Consider the following 16,005-nt stretch of genomic DNA (forward strand, 5'->3'; position numbering starts at 1 on the left):
GCGAACACCGGGGCGGGCCATCGGAGACGGTGGCCCGCCCCGGTGAGCATGTCCGAGGAGACCTGATGTACTTCACCGACCGTGGCATCGAGGAGTTGGTCCAGCGCCGGGGGGACGAGGACGTCACCCTGGAGTGGCTCGGCGAGCGGCTGCGGGACTTCGTCGACCTCAACCCCGAGTTCGAGACCCCGATCGAGCGCTTCGCCACCTGGCTCGCCCGGCTCGACGACCCCGACGACGAGTAGTCGCCGGACCCGCCACCGACCCGCCACGCGGCCGGATCGCCCGGACAGCGGGCATCCGCGCCGACGAAAGCCCTGGTAGGCCAGGTCCGGACCGGCCGGGGCGGCGGGTATGGTGGCGGCCATGCTTCGCAGCCCCCGCCGCCCTGCCCTGGTGGTGGGGATCGCGCTGACCGTCCTGCTGACCGGGTGCGGCGACGAGGCACCCGAGCGTCCCCCGACGGAGACCGTCAGCGCCGACCGCTCGTCACCGCCGCTGCCGCCGGTCTTCTACGTCGACCCGCGTGGTGCGGCGTCCTGGCAGGTCACCGAGTGGGCGCAGGAGGGCCGGGACGAGGACGCCGCCACGCTGCGCCGGATCAGCACCCTGCCGACCGCCCGGTGGCTGGTCGGCGACTCCGCCACGGTCACCGCGGAGGTGTCGGAGTTCCTCGCCGGTGCCAGCCGCTCCGGCCAGACGCCGGTGCTGGTCACCCACAACCTCCCGCAGCGCGACTGCGGGCGGCAGGGTCAGGGCGGTGCCGAGTCGGCCGGGGCGTACCAGGACTGGATCCGGCGGGTAGCCGCCGGCGTGCAGGGACGGCCGGTCACGATCGTGGTGGAACCGGGCGCGGTGCCGGACGCCGTGGACCGCTGTGTCGACGACGTCGACGAGCGGCTGGACCTGCTGCGGGACGCGGTGACGGTGCTGGGCAGCACCGGCAGCGCCCGGATCTATCTGGACGCCGGGCACCCGGGCTGGATCACCGACGGCGCCCGGCTGGCGACGGCGCTGCGCCGTGCCGGTGTCACCGAGGCCGACGGCTTCGCGCTCAACGTGGCCAACTTCGTCGGCACGCCGCAGAACGTGACCTACGGCCACGAGATCTCCGACGCCCTCGGCGGCACCACCGCGTTCGTCATCGACACCAGCCGCAACGGCCGGGGCGCGTACCCGGGCGAGACCGTCCGGTCCGCGCCGAGCTGGTGCAACCCGCCGGGCCGGGCGCTCGGCGCGGACCCCACCACCGACACCGGCCTGGACCGGGTCGACGCCCTGCTCTGGGTCAAGTACCCGGGCGAGTCGGACGGCGCCTGCCGCCCGGGCGAGCCGGAGAGCGGCGTCTGGTGGCCCGAGTACGCGCTCGGCCTGGCTCGACGCGCCGACTGACACACCCGCCGCCGTCCGCTCCCTCGCACGCCGGGCCTGGTGGGCAGCGGCTCAGGGGCGTCCACCGGGCTGAGCGGGCGGCGGCGGGCCGCAGGTCAGCGGCGTACCCGCTGGGCGGCGGCGGCCGGAGCGGGCACCGGCGAGGGCGTACCCGCCGGGCCGCCGGGAGGTGCCAGTCCGGTGCGCTTGAGCTTCTGCCAGCCCAGCCGGCCGCCGGTCAACGCGGTGACCACCGACTGCAGCAGCACCAGGTACATCAGTTGGCGATAGACGAACTGCTGCAACGGCAGCACCCAGAGGACGCCGAGCTTCTCCTTGTCGAGGCGGAACGCCACGATCGCGGTCAGGAACTGCAACCCCAGCATGGCGGCCCAGGCCAGCGCCGTCTCGGTGCGGTTCAGGAAGATCAGGCCGTAGATCGCGAGCAGGTCGATCACCGGGGCGGTCAACGGGAGCAGCACCCCGAACAGCGTCAGGAAGGCCAGGCAGCGGCGGCTGAACCGGCCGGAGGCGCCCTTGTCGAGCACCGAGCGGCGGTGCTTCCACATCGCCTGCATGGTGCCGTAGCTCCACCGGTAGCGCTGCTTCCACAACTGCCCGAAGCTGGCCGGCGCCTCGGTCCAGGCGCGGGCGCTCTCCTCGTACACCACCTTCCAGCCGGCGCGGCCCAGGGCCATGGTGATGTCGGTGTCCTCGGCCAACGTCTCGTCGGTCATCCCACCGGCGTACTCCAGCGCCTCGCGACGGAACGCGCCGATCGCGCCGGGGATGGTCGGCATGCAGCGCAGTGTCTCGTAGAGCCGGCGGTCGAGGTTGAAGCCGATCACGTACTCGATGTGCTGCCACTTGGCGATCATGCTGCGCCGGTTGCCGACCTTGACGTTGCCGGCCACCGCGCCCACCTGCGGGTCGCCGAACGGCTGGACCAGGCGGCGGACCGCGTCGGGCTCGAAGACGGTGTCCCCGTCGACCATCACGATCAGGTCGTGTCGGGCCAGGGCGACGCCGGTGTTCAGCGCGCTCGGCTTCCCGCCGTTGGGCTTGCGGACCACCCGTACGTTCGGCAGGCCGAGCCCGGCGGCGATGTCGGCGGTGCCGTCGGTCGACCCGTCGTCGACCACCACCACCTCGATGCCGCCGGGATGGTCGCCGGTGGCGAGCGAGCGGACCGCCTCGGCGATGCCCTCCTTCTCGTTGTACGCGGGCACGATCACCGACACCGGTTCGGTGATCGGCGGCCCCCAGGCGAAGCCCTTGCGGCGTCGTTTGCGGGCGTGCCGCCGTGCCAGCACGAACAGCAGCACGGTCCGCCCGATGGTGAGCGTCCCGACCAGCACGAAGAGCACGCCGAAGAGGACGAAGGTGCCGTCGGCGGCGCGCACCGCCATGATCAGCATCTGGCCGCGCCAGCGCTCGGTGAACGTCGCCTCGGTCGGCCCGGCCGTGGTGCCGGTGGCACCGGCCTCGGCCAGCGCCCGGTTCAACCCCTCACTGATCGTGGTGAAGGTATATCCCCGGTCCTTCATCATCGGGATGTACCGGTCCAGCGCCTCGACGGTCTGCGAGCGGTCGCCGCCGGAGTCGTGCCAGAGCGTGACCGCGCCGGAGTAGCCCTCCGGTACGGTCCGCTCGATCATCCCCTCCACGCCCTGCCGTTCCCAGTCCCGGCTGTCCAGGTCGTTGACCACGCTGAGGTAGCCGAGTTCCCCGGCCTGTTGCAGCAACGGCCAGTCCTGGTCGACGAAGGCGTCCGCCCGGGACGAGTACGGGAACCGCAGCAGGTTGGACCGCTGGCCGGTGGCCCCGGCGATGACGAGCTGGGTCTGGGTGTACTCCATCCGCCGCTGCCACCCCGGGATCTGGGTGAGGTGCGGGTGGGTGAAGGTGTGCACGCCCAGCTCGTGCCCCTTCTCGGCCAGCTCACGGACCAGGTCGGGGCTGCGGACCACCTGGTTGCCGAGGACGAAGAAGGTGCCCGGGACCTGGTGCTTCTCCAACACCTCCAGCACGGCCGGGGTCCAGACCGGGTCGGGGCCGTCGTCGAAGGTCAACGCGATGGTCCGCGCCGGCAGCCGGTACGACTGCGGCCGGTCGGCGGTGGTGTTGACGATCGGGCCGCCTTCGAGGATCTCGTCGGGGACGTCGTCCTGGCCGCTGCCGAAGGTGTTCTCCGCCCGGTAGTCCGGGATGAACGAGCCGTTGGCGTACGCCTGGACGAAGAGGATGCCGCCGAGCAGCACGAAGACCATCGCGTACACGGTCCAGCTCGGACGGGGGATGAACCGTCGGGCGCGGGCGGTCGGACCCGGCCGGGCGTGCTGTCGGGGTCGTTCGGGCGTACGGGTGGGGGGCGCGTGTGCCTCTCGGCGGGGCGGGTACGGGTGGCTCATCAGGGAGCGGTCGCCTCATTCGTGTCGTTCGGTTCCGGCGACGGCGTTGTCGTGGGCGTCGGGCTGCTCGGCGGCGGCGGGGTGCTGGACGGCGGGGTGCTCCGGGACGGGCTGGCCGTCGGCGTCCCGCTGGGACGGGGGCTGGTCGGCGACGCTGTGGTGCGGGACGGGCTGGGGGTGGGACTGGCCGAGGTCGCGCCGGTGCCGGGCGTGCCGGAGGGCGGCACCGGACGCTGCGGCGTGACCTGGGTGGGCGACGGTGCCGGTGAGGTCGACCGGCTGGGCGACGGGGTCGGGGAGACGGGCGGCGCCTCCCAGGTCTCGGCGGGCTCGACGAACGGGATGATCGAGTCGGGACGGACCGGTCCGCCGGCGAAGCTGATGCCGACCATCATGGTGTACGCCACCCCGGCCAGGCCGAGGGCGTACGCGGTCCGCCGAAACCACCGGCGGCGACGGCCACTCGGATCGACGAAGACGGGGGATGGTTCCGGGGCGACAGGAATGAGCTGTGTTGGTCCCTCCACCTGCGCGAGTCTAAACGTGAAAACCTTTCATATTCTCGCCCAAGTGTCCCATCTGACATGCGAAAACGGGCCGAACCACCCCTAGGTGGTTGTCCGAAGGCAACCAATCGGACCGAGTAGGTTGGGCCGCATGGCTCGCAGCGTCTACCTCACCAGCGTGGGATCCGGCGGCGGCAAATCCGCCATCGCGTTGGGTCTCGCCGAGCTGCTCTCCCGGCAGGTCGAACGGATCGGCGTGTTCCGGCCGCTGGTGCCGTCGACCCGGCCCGACCACATCCTCGCCCTGCTCAGCGAGCGTTATCGCGTGCAGGTTAACCCGTCCGACCTGGCCGGAGCCACATATGCCGAGGCCACGGCGCTGGTATCAGACGGACGGCGGGAAGAATTGATCTCCAGGGTGGTGCAGCGCTACCGAGCGGTCGAGCGGCAGTGCCCGGCCGTCGTAGTGGTGGGTAGCGACTTCGCTGACTCCGGCGACGGGACCACGCCACGGGAACTCGCCTTCAACGCCCGGCTGGCGACCGAGTTCGGCAGCGTGGTGGTGCCGGTCGTGGACGGGCAGGGCCAGTCACCGGAGGCGATCGCGGCGGCGGCCCGGGGCGCGTACCACGACCTGGTGGACCTCGGCGCGACGGTGCTCGCGGTCATCGCCAACCGGGTGCCCGAGCCGATGGACCTGCCCGACCTGCCGGTGCCGGCGTACGCCATCCCGGAGGTGCCGACCGTGTCGGCACCGACGGTGGCCGAGGTGGCCGCCGCACTCGGCGCGACACTGCTCACCGGCGACGAGGCGGCGCTCGGTCGCGACGTGCTCGACTACGTGGTCGGCGCGGCCCACGTACCGACGCTCGTGGAACACCTGACCGACGGCTGCCTGGTGATCACGCCGGGCGACCGGGACGACCTGCTGGTGGCCGCCGGTGCCGCGCACGTCTCCGGCCAGGTCTCGATCTCCGGGCTGGTGCTCACCCTCGGCGAACAACCCGACCCGCGCGCCCTGCGCCTCTTCGACGGGCTGAACACCGGCCTGGCGGTGCTCAGTGTCACCAGCGACAGCTACGACACGGTCGCCGCGTCCAGCCGGATCGAGGGACGGCCCAGCGCGGCCAACACCCGGAAGGTGGAGGCCGCCCTCGGTGCCTTCGAGGCCAACGTGGACACCGACGAGCTGGCCCGCCGACTCGCGGTCACCCGCTCGCAGCGGGTCACCCCGCTGATGTTCGAGTACGACCTGATCGACCGGGCCCGCGCCCAGCGCCGCCACCTGGTGCTGCCCGAGGGCACCGACGAACGGATCCTGCGGGCCACCGAGATCCTGCTGCACCGGGGCGTGGCCGACCTCACCCTGCTCGGTCGCCCCGACGACGTGGCCCGGCGGACCCGGGAACTGGGCGTCGACATCACCGGGGCCACCATCGTCGACCCGGCGACCAGCCAGTGGCGGGACGAGTTCGCCGAGGCGTACGCGAAGCTGCGCGCCCACCGGGGCGTCACCGTCGAGTTGGCGTACGACGTGGTGGCCCAGCCGAACTACTTCGGCACCATGATGGTGTGGGCCGGGCACGCCGACGGCATGGTCTCCGGCGCCACCCACACCACCGCCGCCACCATCCGCCCCGCCTTCGAGATCGTCAAGAACCTGCCGGACGTCTCCGTCGCCTCCAGCGTCTTCTTCATGCTGCTCGCCGACCGGGTACTCGTGTACGGCGACTGCGCGGTCAACCGCGACCCGGACGCCGCCCAGCTCGCCGACATCGCGATCTCCTCGGCCGACACCGCGGCCCGGTTCGGCATCGAGCCCCGGGTGGCGATGCTGTCGTACTCGACCGGCAGTTCCGGCGCCGGTGCCGACGTGGAGAAGGTCGCGGCGGCCACCGCGCTGGTCCGTGAGCGTCGGCCCGACCTGGCCGTGGAGGGTCCGATCCAGTACGACGCGGCGATCGACCCGGCGGTGGCGGCGACGAAGCTGCCCGACAGTACGGTCGCCGGCCGCGCGACGGTCTTCATCTTCCCGGACCTGAACACCGGCAACAACACGTACAAGGCGGTGCAGCGCTCGGCCGGGGCGGTGGCCGTCGGGCCGGTGATGCAGGGCCTGCGCCGGCCGGTCAACGACCTCTCCCGGGGGGCCACCGTGCCGGACATCGTCAACACCGTGGCGATCACCGCCATCCAGGCCGCCGCCCTCACCGACGCTCCCCCACCCGGAGACGCATGATGACCGACAAGGTGCTGGTGCTCAACTGCGGGTCGTCCTCGGTCAAGTACCGGCTGTACGACGGTGACCGGGTGCTCGACAAGGGCACCGTCGAGCGGATCGGTGAGGCCGGTGGCGGCGCGCCCGACCATGCCGGGGCGGTCCGGCGGATCCTGGCCGGGCTGGACCTGACCGGGCTCACCGCGGTCGGGCACCGGGTGGTGCACGGCGGCCGACGGTTCACCGCGCCGACGCTGGTGGACGACACGGTGCTGGCCGCCATCACCGACCTGGTGCCGCTGGCACCGCTGCACAACCCTGCCAACCTCGCCGGCATCGCCGAGGCACGCGCCGTCCTGCCCGAGGTGCCGCAGGTCGCCGTCTTCGACACCGCGTTCCACCACACGCTGCCCGACTCCGCCGCCACGTACGCGATCGACCGGGACGTCGCGCAGCGGTACGGCGTCCGGCGGTACGGCTTCCACGGCACCTCGCACTCGTACGTCTCCCGGCGCACCGCCGAGCTGCTGGACCGCCCGTACGCTGAGGTCAACACGATCACCCTGCACCTGGGCAACGGCGCCAGCGCGTGCGCGGTCGCGCAGGGACGCAGCGTGGCCACCTCGATGGGGATGTCCCCGCTGGAGGGCCTGGTGATGGGCACCCGCAGCGGTGACCTGGACCCGACCGTGGTGTTCCACCTGCGCCGCGAGGGCGGACTGGGCGTGGACGAGATCGACGACCTGCTCAACCACCGCAGCGGGCTGCTCGGGCTCTCCGGCGTCAACGACATGCGGGAGGTGCTGTCCCGGCGGGCCGCCGGAGACGAGGCGGCGACGCTCGCCTTCGACGTCTACTGCCGGCGGATCACCGGCTACGTGGGGGCGTACTACGCGTTGCTCGGCCGGGTCGACGCGGTCACCTTCACCGCCGGGGTCGGCGAGCACGCGGCACCGGTCCGCGCGGCGGCACTGGCCGGGCTGGAACGGCTCGGCATCACCGTCGACCCGGAGCGCAACGCGGGCAGCGGTGACCGGTTCATCTCACCGGACGGCGCGGAGGTCGCGGTCTGCGTGGTCGGCACGGACGAGGAACGCGAGATCGCCCGGGCGGCACGCACGGTGGTGGCGGCCACCGCCTGATCGGTCGGCGGCCGGGTGGCGAACCGATCAGGCGAAGGCGAGCCAGCTCGCGAGCGCGACCAGCACCACGGCGACCACGGCGGCACCGATGATCAGGCCGTTGCGGGAGGCCGTCTCGGCGGGGGCCTCCGGGGTGCCGGCGAAGGCGCGGAACGCCTCGGTGTTGCCGCTCGGATCGGTGTAGTTCTCAGTCATGCCGTGACCTTAGCGAAAGCGGTCCAGTCGGACGGTCCGTGCGCGCCGTCCGAACGGGTGGCGTACGGCACCGGTCAACCGGACCCGGACGGGTGACCCGGGGTCCTACCGTGATGTCGTGGGAATCGCACGGGGGTTCACCGCACTGGTGTCGGCGCTGCTGATGGCGCTGTCGGCCGGTTGCGCGACGAGCGGCGAGCAGTCCGGCCAGGCACTGCGCGGCCGGCAGGCGCCGGAGGTGCCGTACGCGGTGGGTGTGCGCACCCTCACCGTCGACCCGGCCTCGGAACGTCCACTGCCGGTCACGCTCTGGTATCCGACGCAGGGCAGCCGGGTCGCCGAGGGGCGGTTCCCGGTGGTCATCTACAGCCACGGTCTGGCCAGCCTGCCCGAATTGCACTCCGGACTGACCGCCCGATGGGCCGCCGCCGGATTCGTGGTGGCCGCGCCGACGTATCCGCACACCCGGCGCGGCGCGAAGCGGTTCTCCCGGGCCGACGTCCGTCACCAGCCGGCCGACGGGTGGCGGGTGATCCGGCACCTGGTCCGGCTCGACGGCCGCTCCGGCGACCCGCTCGCCGGTCACCTCGACGTGCAGCGGGTGGCGGCGGCCGGACACTCGGCGGGCGGCTTCACCACCGCTGGCATGTTCACCGCCGGGCACCCGGCCCGGCTGCGGGCCGGCATCGTGATCGCCGGAGGCGGGATGGCGGGCAGTTTCGCCGGCCCGAGCGCCCCGATCCTCTTCGTGCACGGCACCGCCGACGCGGTGGTGCCGCTCAGTGTGGGCCGCGCCGCGTACGGCCGTACCCCCGGGCCGGCCTCCTTCCTCAGCCTGCTCGGGCAGGGCCACGGCGAGTACCTCGTCCCCGGCCGGCCCGGTTTCGCCCAGGTCCTCGCCGCCACCACCGACTTCCTGCGCCTGACGCTCTACGGCGACCAGGAGGCCGGACGCCGGCTACCCGGCCGGGCGCTGCTGGCCGGCGTCACCAGTTTCGAGACCCGTCCGGCGGCCTGACCTGCCCGACGGCGCCACCTGCACGCCGGGTGAGGGCGTGGGCGCAGGACGTGGAGCGCCGGACGGGCCGCTCGGCGGGCGAGGCAGAATCGGAGACATGTCGCGCCGCGCCCTCTCACTCCTGCTCGCCAGCACGCTGACCACCGGCATGCTGGTCGGCTGCTCCACCGACCGTGACCCGGACGAGCGGGCCGAGGCGCCCGCCCCCTCGGCGACCGCCTCCGCACCGGCCGGGATCACCTCGGCACCGGCCATCCCCGCCGGCAGCGCGCCGGAACGGACCTTCGCCGTCGGCGTACGACAGCTCAAGCTCAACCGCGACGGCAACCGGCCGCTGCCGGTGACCGTCTGGTACCCGGCGGCCGGTCGGGCCGGCGGGAAGCCGCAGTCGTCGGCGGACGCCGCCGAGGGACGGTTCCCGGTGGTCATGTTCAGCCACGGCCTCGGCGGTCGACCCGCCGACTACCAGGCGCTGCTCACCCGGTGGGCGGCCGCCGGTTTCGTGGTGGCCGCGCCGACGTTCCCGAACACCTCGAAGGCCGGTGGCGACAACAACGTGCTCGACGTGCTCAACCAGCCCGCCGACGTCTCGTACGCGCTGACCGAGGTGCTCGCGCTCGACGCCCGCGACGGCGACGTGCTGCGGGGTCGACTGGCCACCGACCGGGTGGCCGCCGCCGGGCACTCGGCGGGCGGGGTGACCACCATCGGGCTGTTCACCGCCGGCCGGGACGAGCGGCTGGCCGCCGGGATCGTCTTCGCCGGCACCGCGCTCGGCGTGGGCACCGCCTTCGCCGGTGCCGCCGCGCCGCAACTCTTCGTGCACGGCGAGGCCGACGAGGTGGTGCAGTACACCGCCGGCAAGGCGGTATACGACCTGGTGCCCTGGCCGAAGGCGATGCTCAGCCTGCCCGACGGCGACCACGGCCGGAAGCTGCTGAGAGACGACACGTCGCTGGGCGTGGTGGCGAACACCACCGCCGAGTTCCTGCGCTGGACGCTCTACGGCGACGCCGAGGCCAAGGACCGCATCCCCACCGCCGCCGCCCGCGACGACATCGCCACCCTCGACAACAACCTGTAGCTCCCGGGGGTTGGTGGTAAGGAAGGGTCCCCTGCTAACGCCTCGTGCATAGCAGGGGACCCTTCCTAACGCCGCACGCCCCAACGCCGCACGCCCTAACCGCCGTGCGTCAGCTCGTGTGGTCGATGACGACCTTGCCGAAGGCGTCGCCGGAGTGCAGGCGGGCGAACGCCTCCTCGACCCGGCTGAACGGCACCACGCTGTCCACCACCGGGCGCACCTTCCGCTCGGCGCAGAACGCCAGCAGGTCGGCCAGGTCGGCCGGGGTACCCATCGAGGTGCCCAGGATCTCCAACTGCATCGCGAAGACCCGGCGCAGGTTGACCGCCGGCTCGTGCCCGGCGGTCGCCCCGGAGACCACGATCCGCGCGCCCGGCGCGGCCGACTTCAGGGAGTGGTCGAAGGTGGCCGCGCCGACCGTCTCGATCACCACGTCGACCCGCTCGGGCAGCCGGGCACCCGTCTCCAGGGCGGTCGCGCCCAGCCCGGCGACCCGCTCCCGCTTCGCGGCGTCGCGACTGGTCGCGTACACCCGCTTGCCCATCGCGGTGGCCAGCACCACGGCGGCGGTGGCCACGCCGCCGCCGGCGCCCTGGACCAGCACCGCATCGGCCTCGTCGATGCGGCCCTTGGTGGTCAGCATCCGCCACGCGGTCAGCCAGGCGGTCGGCAGGCACGCCGCGTTCGTCGCCGACAGGCCCGCCGGCAGCGGAAGCAGATTCCACCGGGGTACGGCCACCCGCTCGGCCAGGGTGCCGGGGAAGTGCTCGGAGAGGATGGACATCCCGCGCGGGTCACCCGGAGTGGGTACCACCGGATAGACGACCACCTCGTTGCCCTCCGGGTCGACGCCGACGGCGTCGCAGCCCAGGATCATCGGCAACTGCTCGGCGCGCAGCCCGACCCCGCGCAGCGACCAGATGTCGTGGTGGTTGAGCGAGCTGGCCGTGACGCGCAGGGTCACCCAGTCGTCGTCGGGCAGGCTCGGCTCGGGCTGCTCACCCATGGTGAGCGCGGCGAGCGGATCGGCGTCGTCGAAACGGGAGGCGAAGGCGGCACGCATGATCCGCACCGTAACAAGCTGAGCGGCCGTTAAGAAGGGTCCCTTCCTAGACACGAGGCGTTAGGAGGGGACCCTTCCTTTCACGTCAGGCGCGGGCGACGCCGTCGCGGCGGGCGGCTTCGGCGACGGCTTCGGCCACCGCCGGGGCGACCCGGGGATCGAGCGGCGAGGGCACGATCGCGTCCGGCGTGAGCGCCTCGGCCACCACGGCGGCGATGGCGTCGGCAGCGGCCACCTTCATCGACTCGGTGACCCGGGTGGCCCGGGCCTGGAGCGCGCCCCGGAACACACCCGGGAACGCCAGCACGTTGTTGATCTGGTTGGGGTAGTCGCTGCGGCCGGTGGCGACCACCGCGACGTGCCGTGCGGCGACGTCCGGGTGCACCTCAGGGGTAGGGTTGGCCAGCGCGAACACGATCCCGCCGGACGCCATCCCGGCCACCGCCGCCTCCGGGATCTGCCCGCCGGAGACGCCGATCAGCACGTCGGCGTCGCGCAACGCCTCGGTGATGTCGCCCTGCCGGCCGTCGGCGTTGGTCAGCTCGGCCAGTTCGGCCTTGGTGCCGGTGAGGCCGTCGCGCTGACGGGAGACGATGCCCCGGGAGTCGCAGACCACCACCCGCTGCGGGTCCACTCCCCCGGCCACCAGCATCTTGGTCACCGCCACGCCGGCCGCACCCGCACCGCTGACCGCCACCCGCAGGTCGCCGAGCTTGCGGTTGAGCAGGGTCGCGGCGTTGCGCAGCGCGGCCAGCACCACGATCGCGGTGCCGTGCTGGTCGTCGTGGAAGACCGGGATGTCCAGCGCCTCGTCGAGGCGGCGTTCCACCTCGAAGCAGCGCGGCGCGCTGATGTCCTCCAGGTTGATCCCACCGAACGACGGCGCGAGCGCCTTGACCGTCGCCACGATCTCGTCGACGTCCTGCGTGTCCAGGCAGACCGGCACCGCGTCGACGCCGCCGAACTGCTTGAACAGCACGGCCTTGCCCTCCATCACCGGCAGCGCGGCGCGCGGGCCGATGTTGCCCAGTCCGAGTACGGCCGAACCGTCGGTGACGACCGCGACGGTGTTCGACACCCAGGTGTACTCGTGGGTCAGCGACGGGTCGGCGGCGATCGCCTCGCACACCCGGGCCACACCCGGCGTGTACGCGAGGGAGAGGTCTTCGCGGCTGGTCAGCGGGACGGTCGAGAGGACGGCCATCTTGCCGCCCCGGTGCAGTTGGAAGACGGGATCAGCGGGGTCCACGGTGGACGAAGGCATGGTGACTCCAGTGTCGGTTCAGCAGCTGGGCCGGCCGGTCGGGGCGCACGGTGAGGCAAGCGAGCGGCGGCACGAAGTGCGGGGGTCACCCAGGCACTTTCCGAGCATAGTCACGCCACGGGGAGCCAGAGGTGAGCAGGGTCATATCGGCCGCGGCGGCAATCGGCCGGGGCGGGGCCAGTAGCGGAGCACCACCCGACCGAGGACGTCGGCCACCCCGTACGCCCGGGAGTCGTCGGTGACCAACTCGTTGTCACCGTACAGCCACCAACCGCCGTCGGCGGGTCGGACGGCGCGTTTGACCACGAGCAGATCGGGACGGCTGCGGAAGACCGCGACCACCACGTCCCCGGGTCGGGTGGCACGGCCACCCGGCCGGACCAGCACCGCGTCGCCGTGCCGCAGGGTCGGCGCCATCGACGGACCGGTCACGAGTACGGCCGAGAGCGGTCGCCGGAGGTGTGGCACCGGCATGTGGTTTCACCTCCTGCGACCTCGGGGACCACGTCCAGGAGTAATGTCGTCATGGATCATCGCAAACTTCCCATGGAGGATCCCGATGCGACTTCCACGCATCCTTGCGCCCCGGGTGACCGCGAGCGCGCACTGCGACCTGCCCTGCGGCGTCTACGACCCCGCGCAGGCTCGGATCGAGGCCGAGTCGGTGAAAATGATCTGCGAGAAGTACCAGGCCAACACCGACCCCGAGTTCCGCACCCGCGCCATCCTGATCAAGGAGCAGCGGGCCGAGCTGGTCAAGCACCACCTGTGGGTGCTGTGGACCGACTACTTCAAGCCGCCGCACTTCGAGAAGTACCCGCACCTGCACCAGTTGTTCAACGAGGCCACCAAGCTGGCCGGCGCGGCGGGCGCCAAGGGCGCCACCGACCCGTCCAAGGCCGACGAGCTGCTGCAGAAGATCGACGAGATCTCGAAGATCTTCTGGGAGACCAAGCAGGCGTGACGTGACCCGTCCACGCCTGTCGTCGGCGGCCGGCCCTGCCCCCTTCGGGGCGGGCCGGTCGCCGACGCGTTTCCGGCCGGGCACCCGCGGTTCGCACCTGGCCGCCCGGCTCGCCGTCCGCCGCACTGACGGCCCTCCGCCGCCCCGCCGCCTGAGCGGGTAGAGTCCCCGACCGGGGGGATGAGTCGTGACTCAACTGACCGGACAACCGACCACCGACGACGACGTGGTGCACCTCACCGTGCCCGCCGACGGCGGCTACCTGAGCGTGCTGCGCACCGCCACCGCCGGTCTCGCGGCGCGTCTCCAGTTCGCCCTCGACGAGATCGAGGACCTGCGCATCGCCGTCGACGAGGCGTGCGCCATGCTGCTCGCCATCGCGCCCCGGGGCGCGGAGTTGGACTGCCGCTTCGCGGTCACCGAGGACGCGCTGACCGTCGAGGTGACGGTGCCGACCGTGCCCGGTGCGCGGCTCCCGGCGGAGTCGTCGTTCGCCTGGAAGGTGCTCACCGCGCTGACCACCTCGGCCTCGGCGGGGGCCGCCGACGGCCGGGCCACCATCTCGCTGCTCACCCGCCGCGCCTCCGGCTGGTGAGCGACGCTCACTCGAAGCCCAGGGCCCGGGTGGTGGGCGGGCTCACCAGCAGCCAGGTGACGCCGAGGCCGAGCGCGATCAGCGGTACGCCGAGCCAGCCCAGCCCGCCCTGGATCATGAACCAGCCGATCGGCAACAGCATGAGTTGCAGCACGATGGCCGGCGCCCGGGCACCGGCCCGGCGGCGCAGCAGCGCACTGCCCAGCGCCCAGAGCGCGATCGCCGCGCCGATGGCGAACGCCGTCACCAGCAGCGCCGACACCAGATCGGTGGTGGTGGCGGTGAAGTCGGCGACGACCAACCAGGCCGCGATCAGCCCGACGGCGACCGCCTGACCCCGCAGCAGGAAGACCGCCCACCGGAGGGTCACCGGAGTCGGGTCGGAGTCGATTGCCACGCGGTCACGATACCCGTGGCGGGTCGGGGTACAGTGCCGCCCATGCGGGCCGTCCTGCTGGTCAATCCGAAGGCCACCACCACCAGCGAGCGTGCGCGGGATGTGCTCGTCCGCGCGCTGCGCAGCGAGGTGGATCTCTCCGTGCGCTACACCCGGCGACGCGGTCACGCCACCGCGTTGGCCCGGGAGGCCGCGGTCGAGGGCGTCGACGTGGTGGTCACCCTCGGTGGTGACGGCACGGTCAACGAGGTGGTCAACGGCCTGATGACGGCGACCAGCGCCGGTGGTGCCGCACCGAACGCCGATCGGTTGCCCGCTCTGGCCACCGTCCCGGGCGGCTCGACGAACGTCTTCGCGCGGGCGCTGGGCCTGCCGAAGGAGTGGCCCGAGGCGGCCAGCATGCTTCTGGAGGGGCTGCGACTGGGCCGGCACCGGACCGTCGGTCTCGGCCGGGCCGACGACCGCTACTTCACCTTCTGCGCCGGCTTCGGGCTCGACGCGGCGGTCATCCACCGGGTCGAGGAGGCCCGTCGCCGTGGCCGGGTCTCCTCGCCGGGGCTCTACTTCCGGGCCTTCACCGCGCAGTTCCTGTTCGGTGCCGAGCGGCGCAACCCGGCGATCCGGTTGGAGCAGCCGGGCGAGACCACGGAGGGCGACATGGCGACTGTGATCGTCCAGAACACCGCCCCGTGGACGTTCGTCGGCGACCGGGAGGCCAACCCGAACCCGGAGGCATCCTTCGATCTGGGCCTCGACGTGATGGCCTTCCGCCAGCTAGGCGTCGCCAGCACGACACGGACAGTGACGCAATTCCTGTCCGCCACGCCGGATCCGCACGGTCGCCAAGTTCTTCGTCGGCACGATGTTGCCGAGTTCACGCTGGTCGCGAGCCGTCCGCAGGCGTTCCAGCTCGACGGCGACTACCTTGGCGAGCGAGAAAAAGTTGGATTCGCCTCCGTTCCGGCCGCACTCAGAGTAATCTGTTAGGCCTCCGGCACCCCCGGGCGGAGAAGGCGGCGCGCCCCCGACACGCGACGACTGCGACACCCGGGATTCGTGCCGGAAATGTCGGCAATGTGCGCGGGACTGTACTATATTGATCCTGGACTGTGGTACGCCGGGTAAGCCAGCACCCTCTGGAACCCGGACAAATGGGTTGTGGGCTTGCTCACCGCCCGGAGTTTTTCCGAGCGTCACCCTTGACATCGCCAGAGTTCGTGAAAGTATTCACAAGCGAACTTGAGTTACCGGGACATCGCCTGGATATGCTCGGCAGGTTGAGCTGTTCCAGCAGGTCCCCCGGGCCAACAGCCTGCTCACGCACTGCCGAATCGGCGAACGCGAAACGTCACCATCGGCAATGCGGATGCATATAGGAAAAGCACGAACAAGCAACATCTGCCACCCATCCAGAATGAGGAGTGTTGCCGCCATGGACTGGCGTCACCATGCTGTCTGCCGCGACGAGGACCCGGAACTGTTCTTCCCGATCGGGACGTCCGGTCCGGCTCTCCTGCAGGTCGAGCAGGCCAAGGCCGTCTGCAGGCGCTGCTCCGTGACCGACCAGTGCCTGCAGTGGGCGCTGGAGTCCGGTCAGGACGCTGGCGTCTGGGGCGGGATGAGCGAAGAGGAGCGCCGCGCTGTCAAGCGTCGCGGTGGCCTCCGGGTGCTGCGCGCTCACTCCGCCTGACCACAACCGCACCGAAGCGACACGCCCCGGCCGGGCTCAGCCCGCCGGGGCGTTCTGCTGCCCACACGCACCAGATGTAAGGAAGGG

The 16,005-nt window shown here is 72.1% G+C and carries 17 protein-coding genes; 10 read left to right on the plus strand and 7 right to left on the minus strand.

The genetic code is table 11. The features are described from left to right. Window positions 1–65: 65 nt before the first annotated feature. Together ACWDVW_RS07220 and ACWDVW_RS07225 are read left to right on the plus strand one after the other, a co-directional pair. On the plus strand, window positions 66–245 hold the full coding sequence (locus ACWDVW_RS07220; RefSeq protein WP_117226038.1) for a DUF6104 family protein: 180 nt from the start codon (window positions 66–68) through the stop codon (window positions 243–245). A gap of 121 nt (window positions 246–366) precedes the next feature. After that, entirely contained in the window at window positions 367–1,392 is a 1,026-nt protein-coding gene (locus ACWDVW_RS07225; protein ID WP_449945725.1) for a glycoside hydrolase family 6 protein, read from the plus strand. 95 nt (window positions 1,393–1,487) lie between these two features. Here ACWDVW_RS07225 and ACWDVW_RS07230 read toward each other — a convergent pair whose 3' ends face one another. Both ACWDVW_RS07230 and ACWDVW_RS07235 read right to left on the minus strand, forming a co-directional pair. Continuing rightward, on the minus strand, window positions 1,488–3,782 hold the full coding sequence (locus ACWDVW_RS07230) for a bifunctional polysaccharide deacetylase/glycosyltransferase family 2 protein (protein ID WP_449945727.1): 2,295 nt from the start codon (window positions 3,780–3,782) through the stop codon (window positions 1,488–1,490). Beyond that, complete coding sequence (locus ACWDVW_RS07235) at window positions 3,782–4,309, minus strand: hypothetical protein (RefSeq protein WP_449945729.1); 528 nt, start codon at window positions 4,307–4,309, stop codon at window positions 3,782–3,784. Before ACWDVW_RS07235 ends, ACWDVW_RS07230 begins: the two co-directional genes overlap by 1 nt. Before the next feature lie 130 nt (window positions 4,310–4,439). On the opposite strand from ACWDVW_RS07235, the gene pta reads away from it, so the two are divergent. Then, window positions 4,440–6,527 carry a phosphate acetyltransferase gene (pta, locus tag ACWDVW_RS07240; protein WP_449945731.1) on the plus strand — a complete coding sequence of 696 codons (2,088 nt, stop codon included), beginning with the start codon at window positions 4,440–4,442 and terminating at the stop codon, window positions 6,525–6,527. Continuing rightward, window positions 6,527–7,648, plus strand: coding sequence for an acetate/propionate family kinase (locus tag ACWDVW_RS07245; RefSeq protein ID WP_449945733.1), 1,122 nt, complete (start codon window positions 6,527–6,529; stop codon window positions 7,646–7,648). The genes pta and ACWDVW_RS07245 overlap by 1 nt, the downstream gene beginning before the upstream one ends. 27 nt (window positions 7,649–7,675) lie before the next feature. On the opposite strand, the gene ACWDVW_RS07250 is transcribed toward ACWDVW_RS07245, so the two are convergent. Then, complete coding sequence (locus ACWDVW_RS07250) at window positions 7,676–7,843, minus strand: hypothetical protein (RefSeq protein ID WP_449945735.1); 168 nt, start codon at window positions 7,841–7,843, stop codon at window positions 7,676–7,678. Between the two features lie 163 nt (window positions 7,844–8,006). Between ACWDVW_RS07250 and ACWDVW_RS07255 the strand changes: the two genes are divergently transcribed. Together ACWDVW_RS07255 and ACWDVW_RS07260 are read left to right on the plus strand one after the other, a co-directional pair. After that, window positions 8,007–8,861 (plus strand): alpha/beta hydrolase family protein, encoded by an 855-nt coding sequence (locus ACWDVW_RS07255; RefSeq protein WP_449945899.1) that lies wholly within the window; start codon window positions 8,007–8,009, stop codon window positions 8,859–8,861. Window positions 8,862–8,958: 97 nt separating this feature from the next. Further along, the gene (locus tag ACWDVW_RS07260; protein ID WP_449945737.1) at window positions 8,959–9,945 is read left to right on the plus strand and encodes an alpha/beta hydrolase family protein; all 987 of its coding nucleotides are present in this window, start codon (window positions 8,959–8,961) and stop codon (window positions 9,943–9,945) included. A gap of 109 nt (window positions 9,946–10,054) precedes the next feature. Here the strand turns inward: ACWDVW_RS07260 and ACWDVW_RS07265 are convergent, their stop codons facing one another. The 3 genes from ACWDVW_RS07265 to ACWDVW_RS07275 form a co-directional block, all read right to left on the minus strand. Continuing rightward, a complete protein-coding gene (locus ACWDVW_RS07265) occupies window positions 10,055–11,017 on the minus strand; it encodes a zinc-binding dehydrogenase (RefSeq protein WP_449945739.1) in 963 nt (320 codons plus the stop codon). A gap of 76 nt (window positions 11,018–11,093) precedes the next feature. Then, window positions 11,094–12,272 carry an NAD(P)-dependent malic enzyme gene (locus ACWDVW_RS07270; RefSeq protein WP_449945740.1) on the minus strand — a complete coding sequence of 393 codons (1,179 nt, stop codon included), beginning with the start codon at window positions 12,270–12,272 and terminating at the stop codon, window positions 11,094–11,096. A 141-nt stretch (window positions 12,273–12,413) separates the two neighbouring features. Then, complete coding sequence (locus tag ACWDVW_RS07275) at window positions 12,414–12,746, minus strand: S24 family peptidase (RefSeq protein ID WP_449945742.1); 333 nt, start codon at window positions 12,744–12,746, stop codon at window positions 12,414–12,416. An 85-nt stretch (window positions 12,747–12,831) separates the two neighbouring features. On the opposite strand from ACWDVW_RS07275, the gene sodN reads away from it, so the two are divergent. Then, window positions 12,832–13,236, plus strand: a complete 405-nt coding sequence (sodN, locus tag ACWDVW_RS07280) for a superoxide dismutase, Ni (protein WP_131055291.1) — start codon at window positions 12,832–12,834, stop codon at window positions 13,234–13,236. A gap of 187 nt (window positions 13,237–13,423) precedes the next feature. Further along, on the plus strand, window positions 13,424–13,831 hold the full coding sequence (locus ACWDVW_RS07285; protein ID WP_131055293.1) for an ATP-binding protein: 408 nt from the start codon (window positions 13,424–13,426) through the stop codon (window positions 13,829–13,831). A 7-nt stretch (window positions 13,832–13,838) separates the two neighbouring features. Here the strand turns inward: ACWDVW_RS07285 and ACWDVW_RS07290 are convergent, their stop codons facing one another. Then, window positions 13,839–14,228, minus strand: coding sequence for a hypothetical protein (locus tag ACWDVW_RS07290; protein WP_350692555.1), 390 nt, complete (start codon window positions 14,226–14,228; stop codon window positions 13,839–13,841). 42 nt (window positions 14,229–14,270) lie between these two features. Between ACWDVW_RS07290 and ACWDVW_RS07295 the strand changes: the two genes are divergently transcribed. Both ACWDVW_RS07295 and ACWDVW_RS07300 read left to right on the plus strand, forming a co-directional pair. Next, complete coding sequence (locus ACWDVW_RS07295; protein WP_449945745.1) at window positions 14,271–15,215, plus strand: diacylglycerol/lipid kinase family protein; 945 nt, start codon at window positions 14,271–14,273, stop codon at window positions 15,213–15,215. A 445-nt stretch (window positions 15,216–15,660) separates the two neighbouring features. After that, window positions 15,661–15,918 (plus strand): WhiB family transcriptional regulator, encoded by a 258-nt coding sequence (locus ACWDVW_RS07300; protein ID WP_007072794.1) that lies wholly within the window; start codon window positions 15,661–15,663, stop codon window positions 15,916–15,918. Window positions 15,919–16,005: the final 87 nt, after the last annotated feature.

The organism is Micromonospora sp. NPDC003241 (assembly GCF_053589795.1).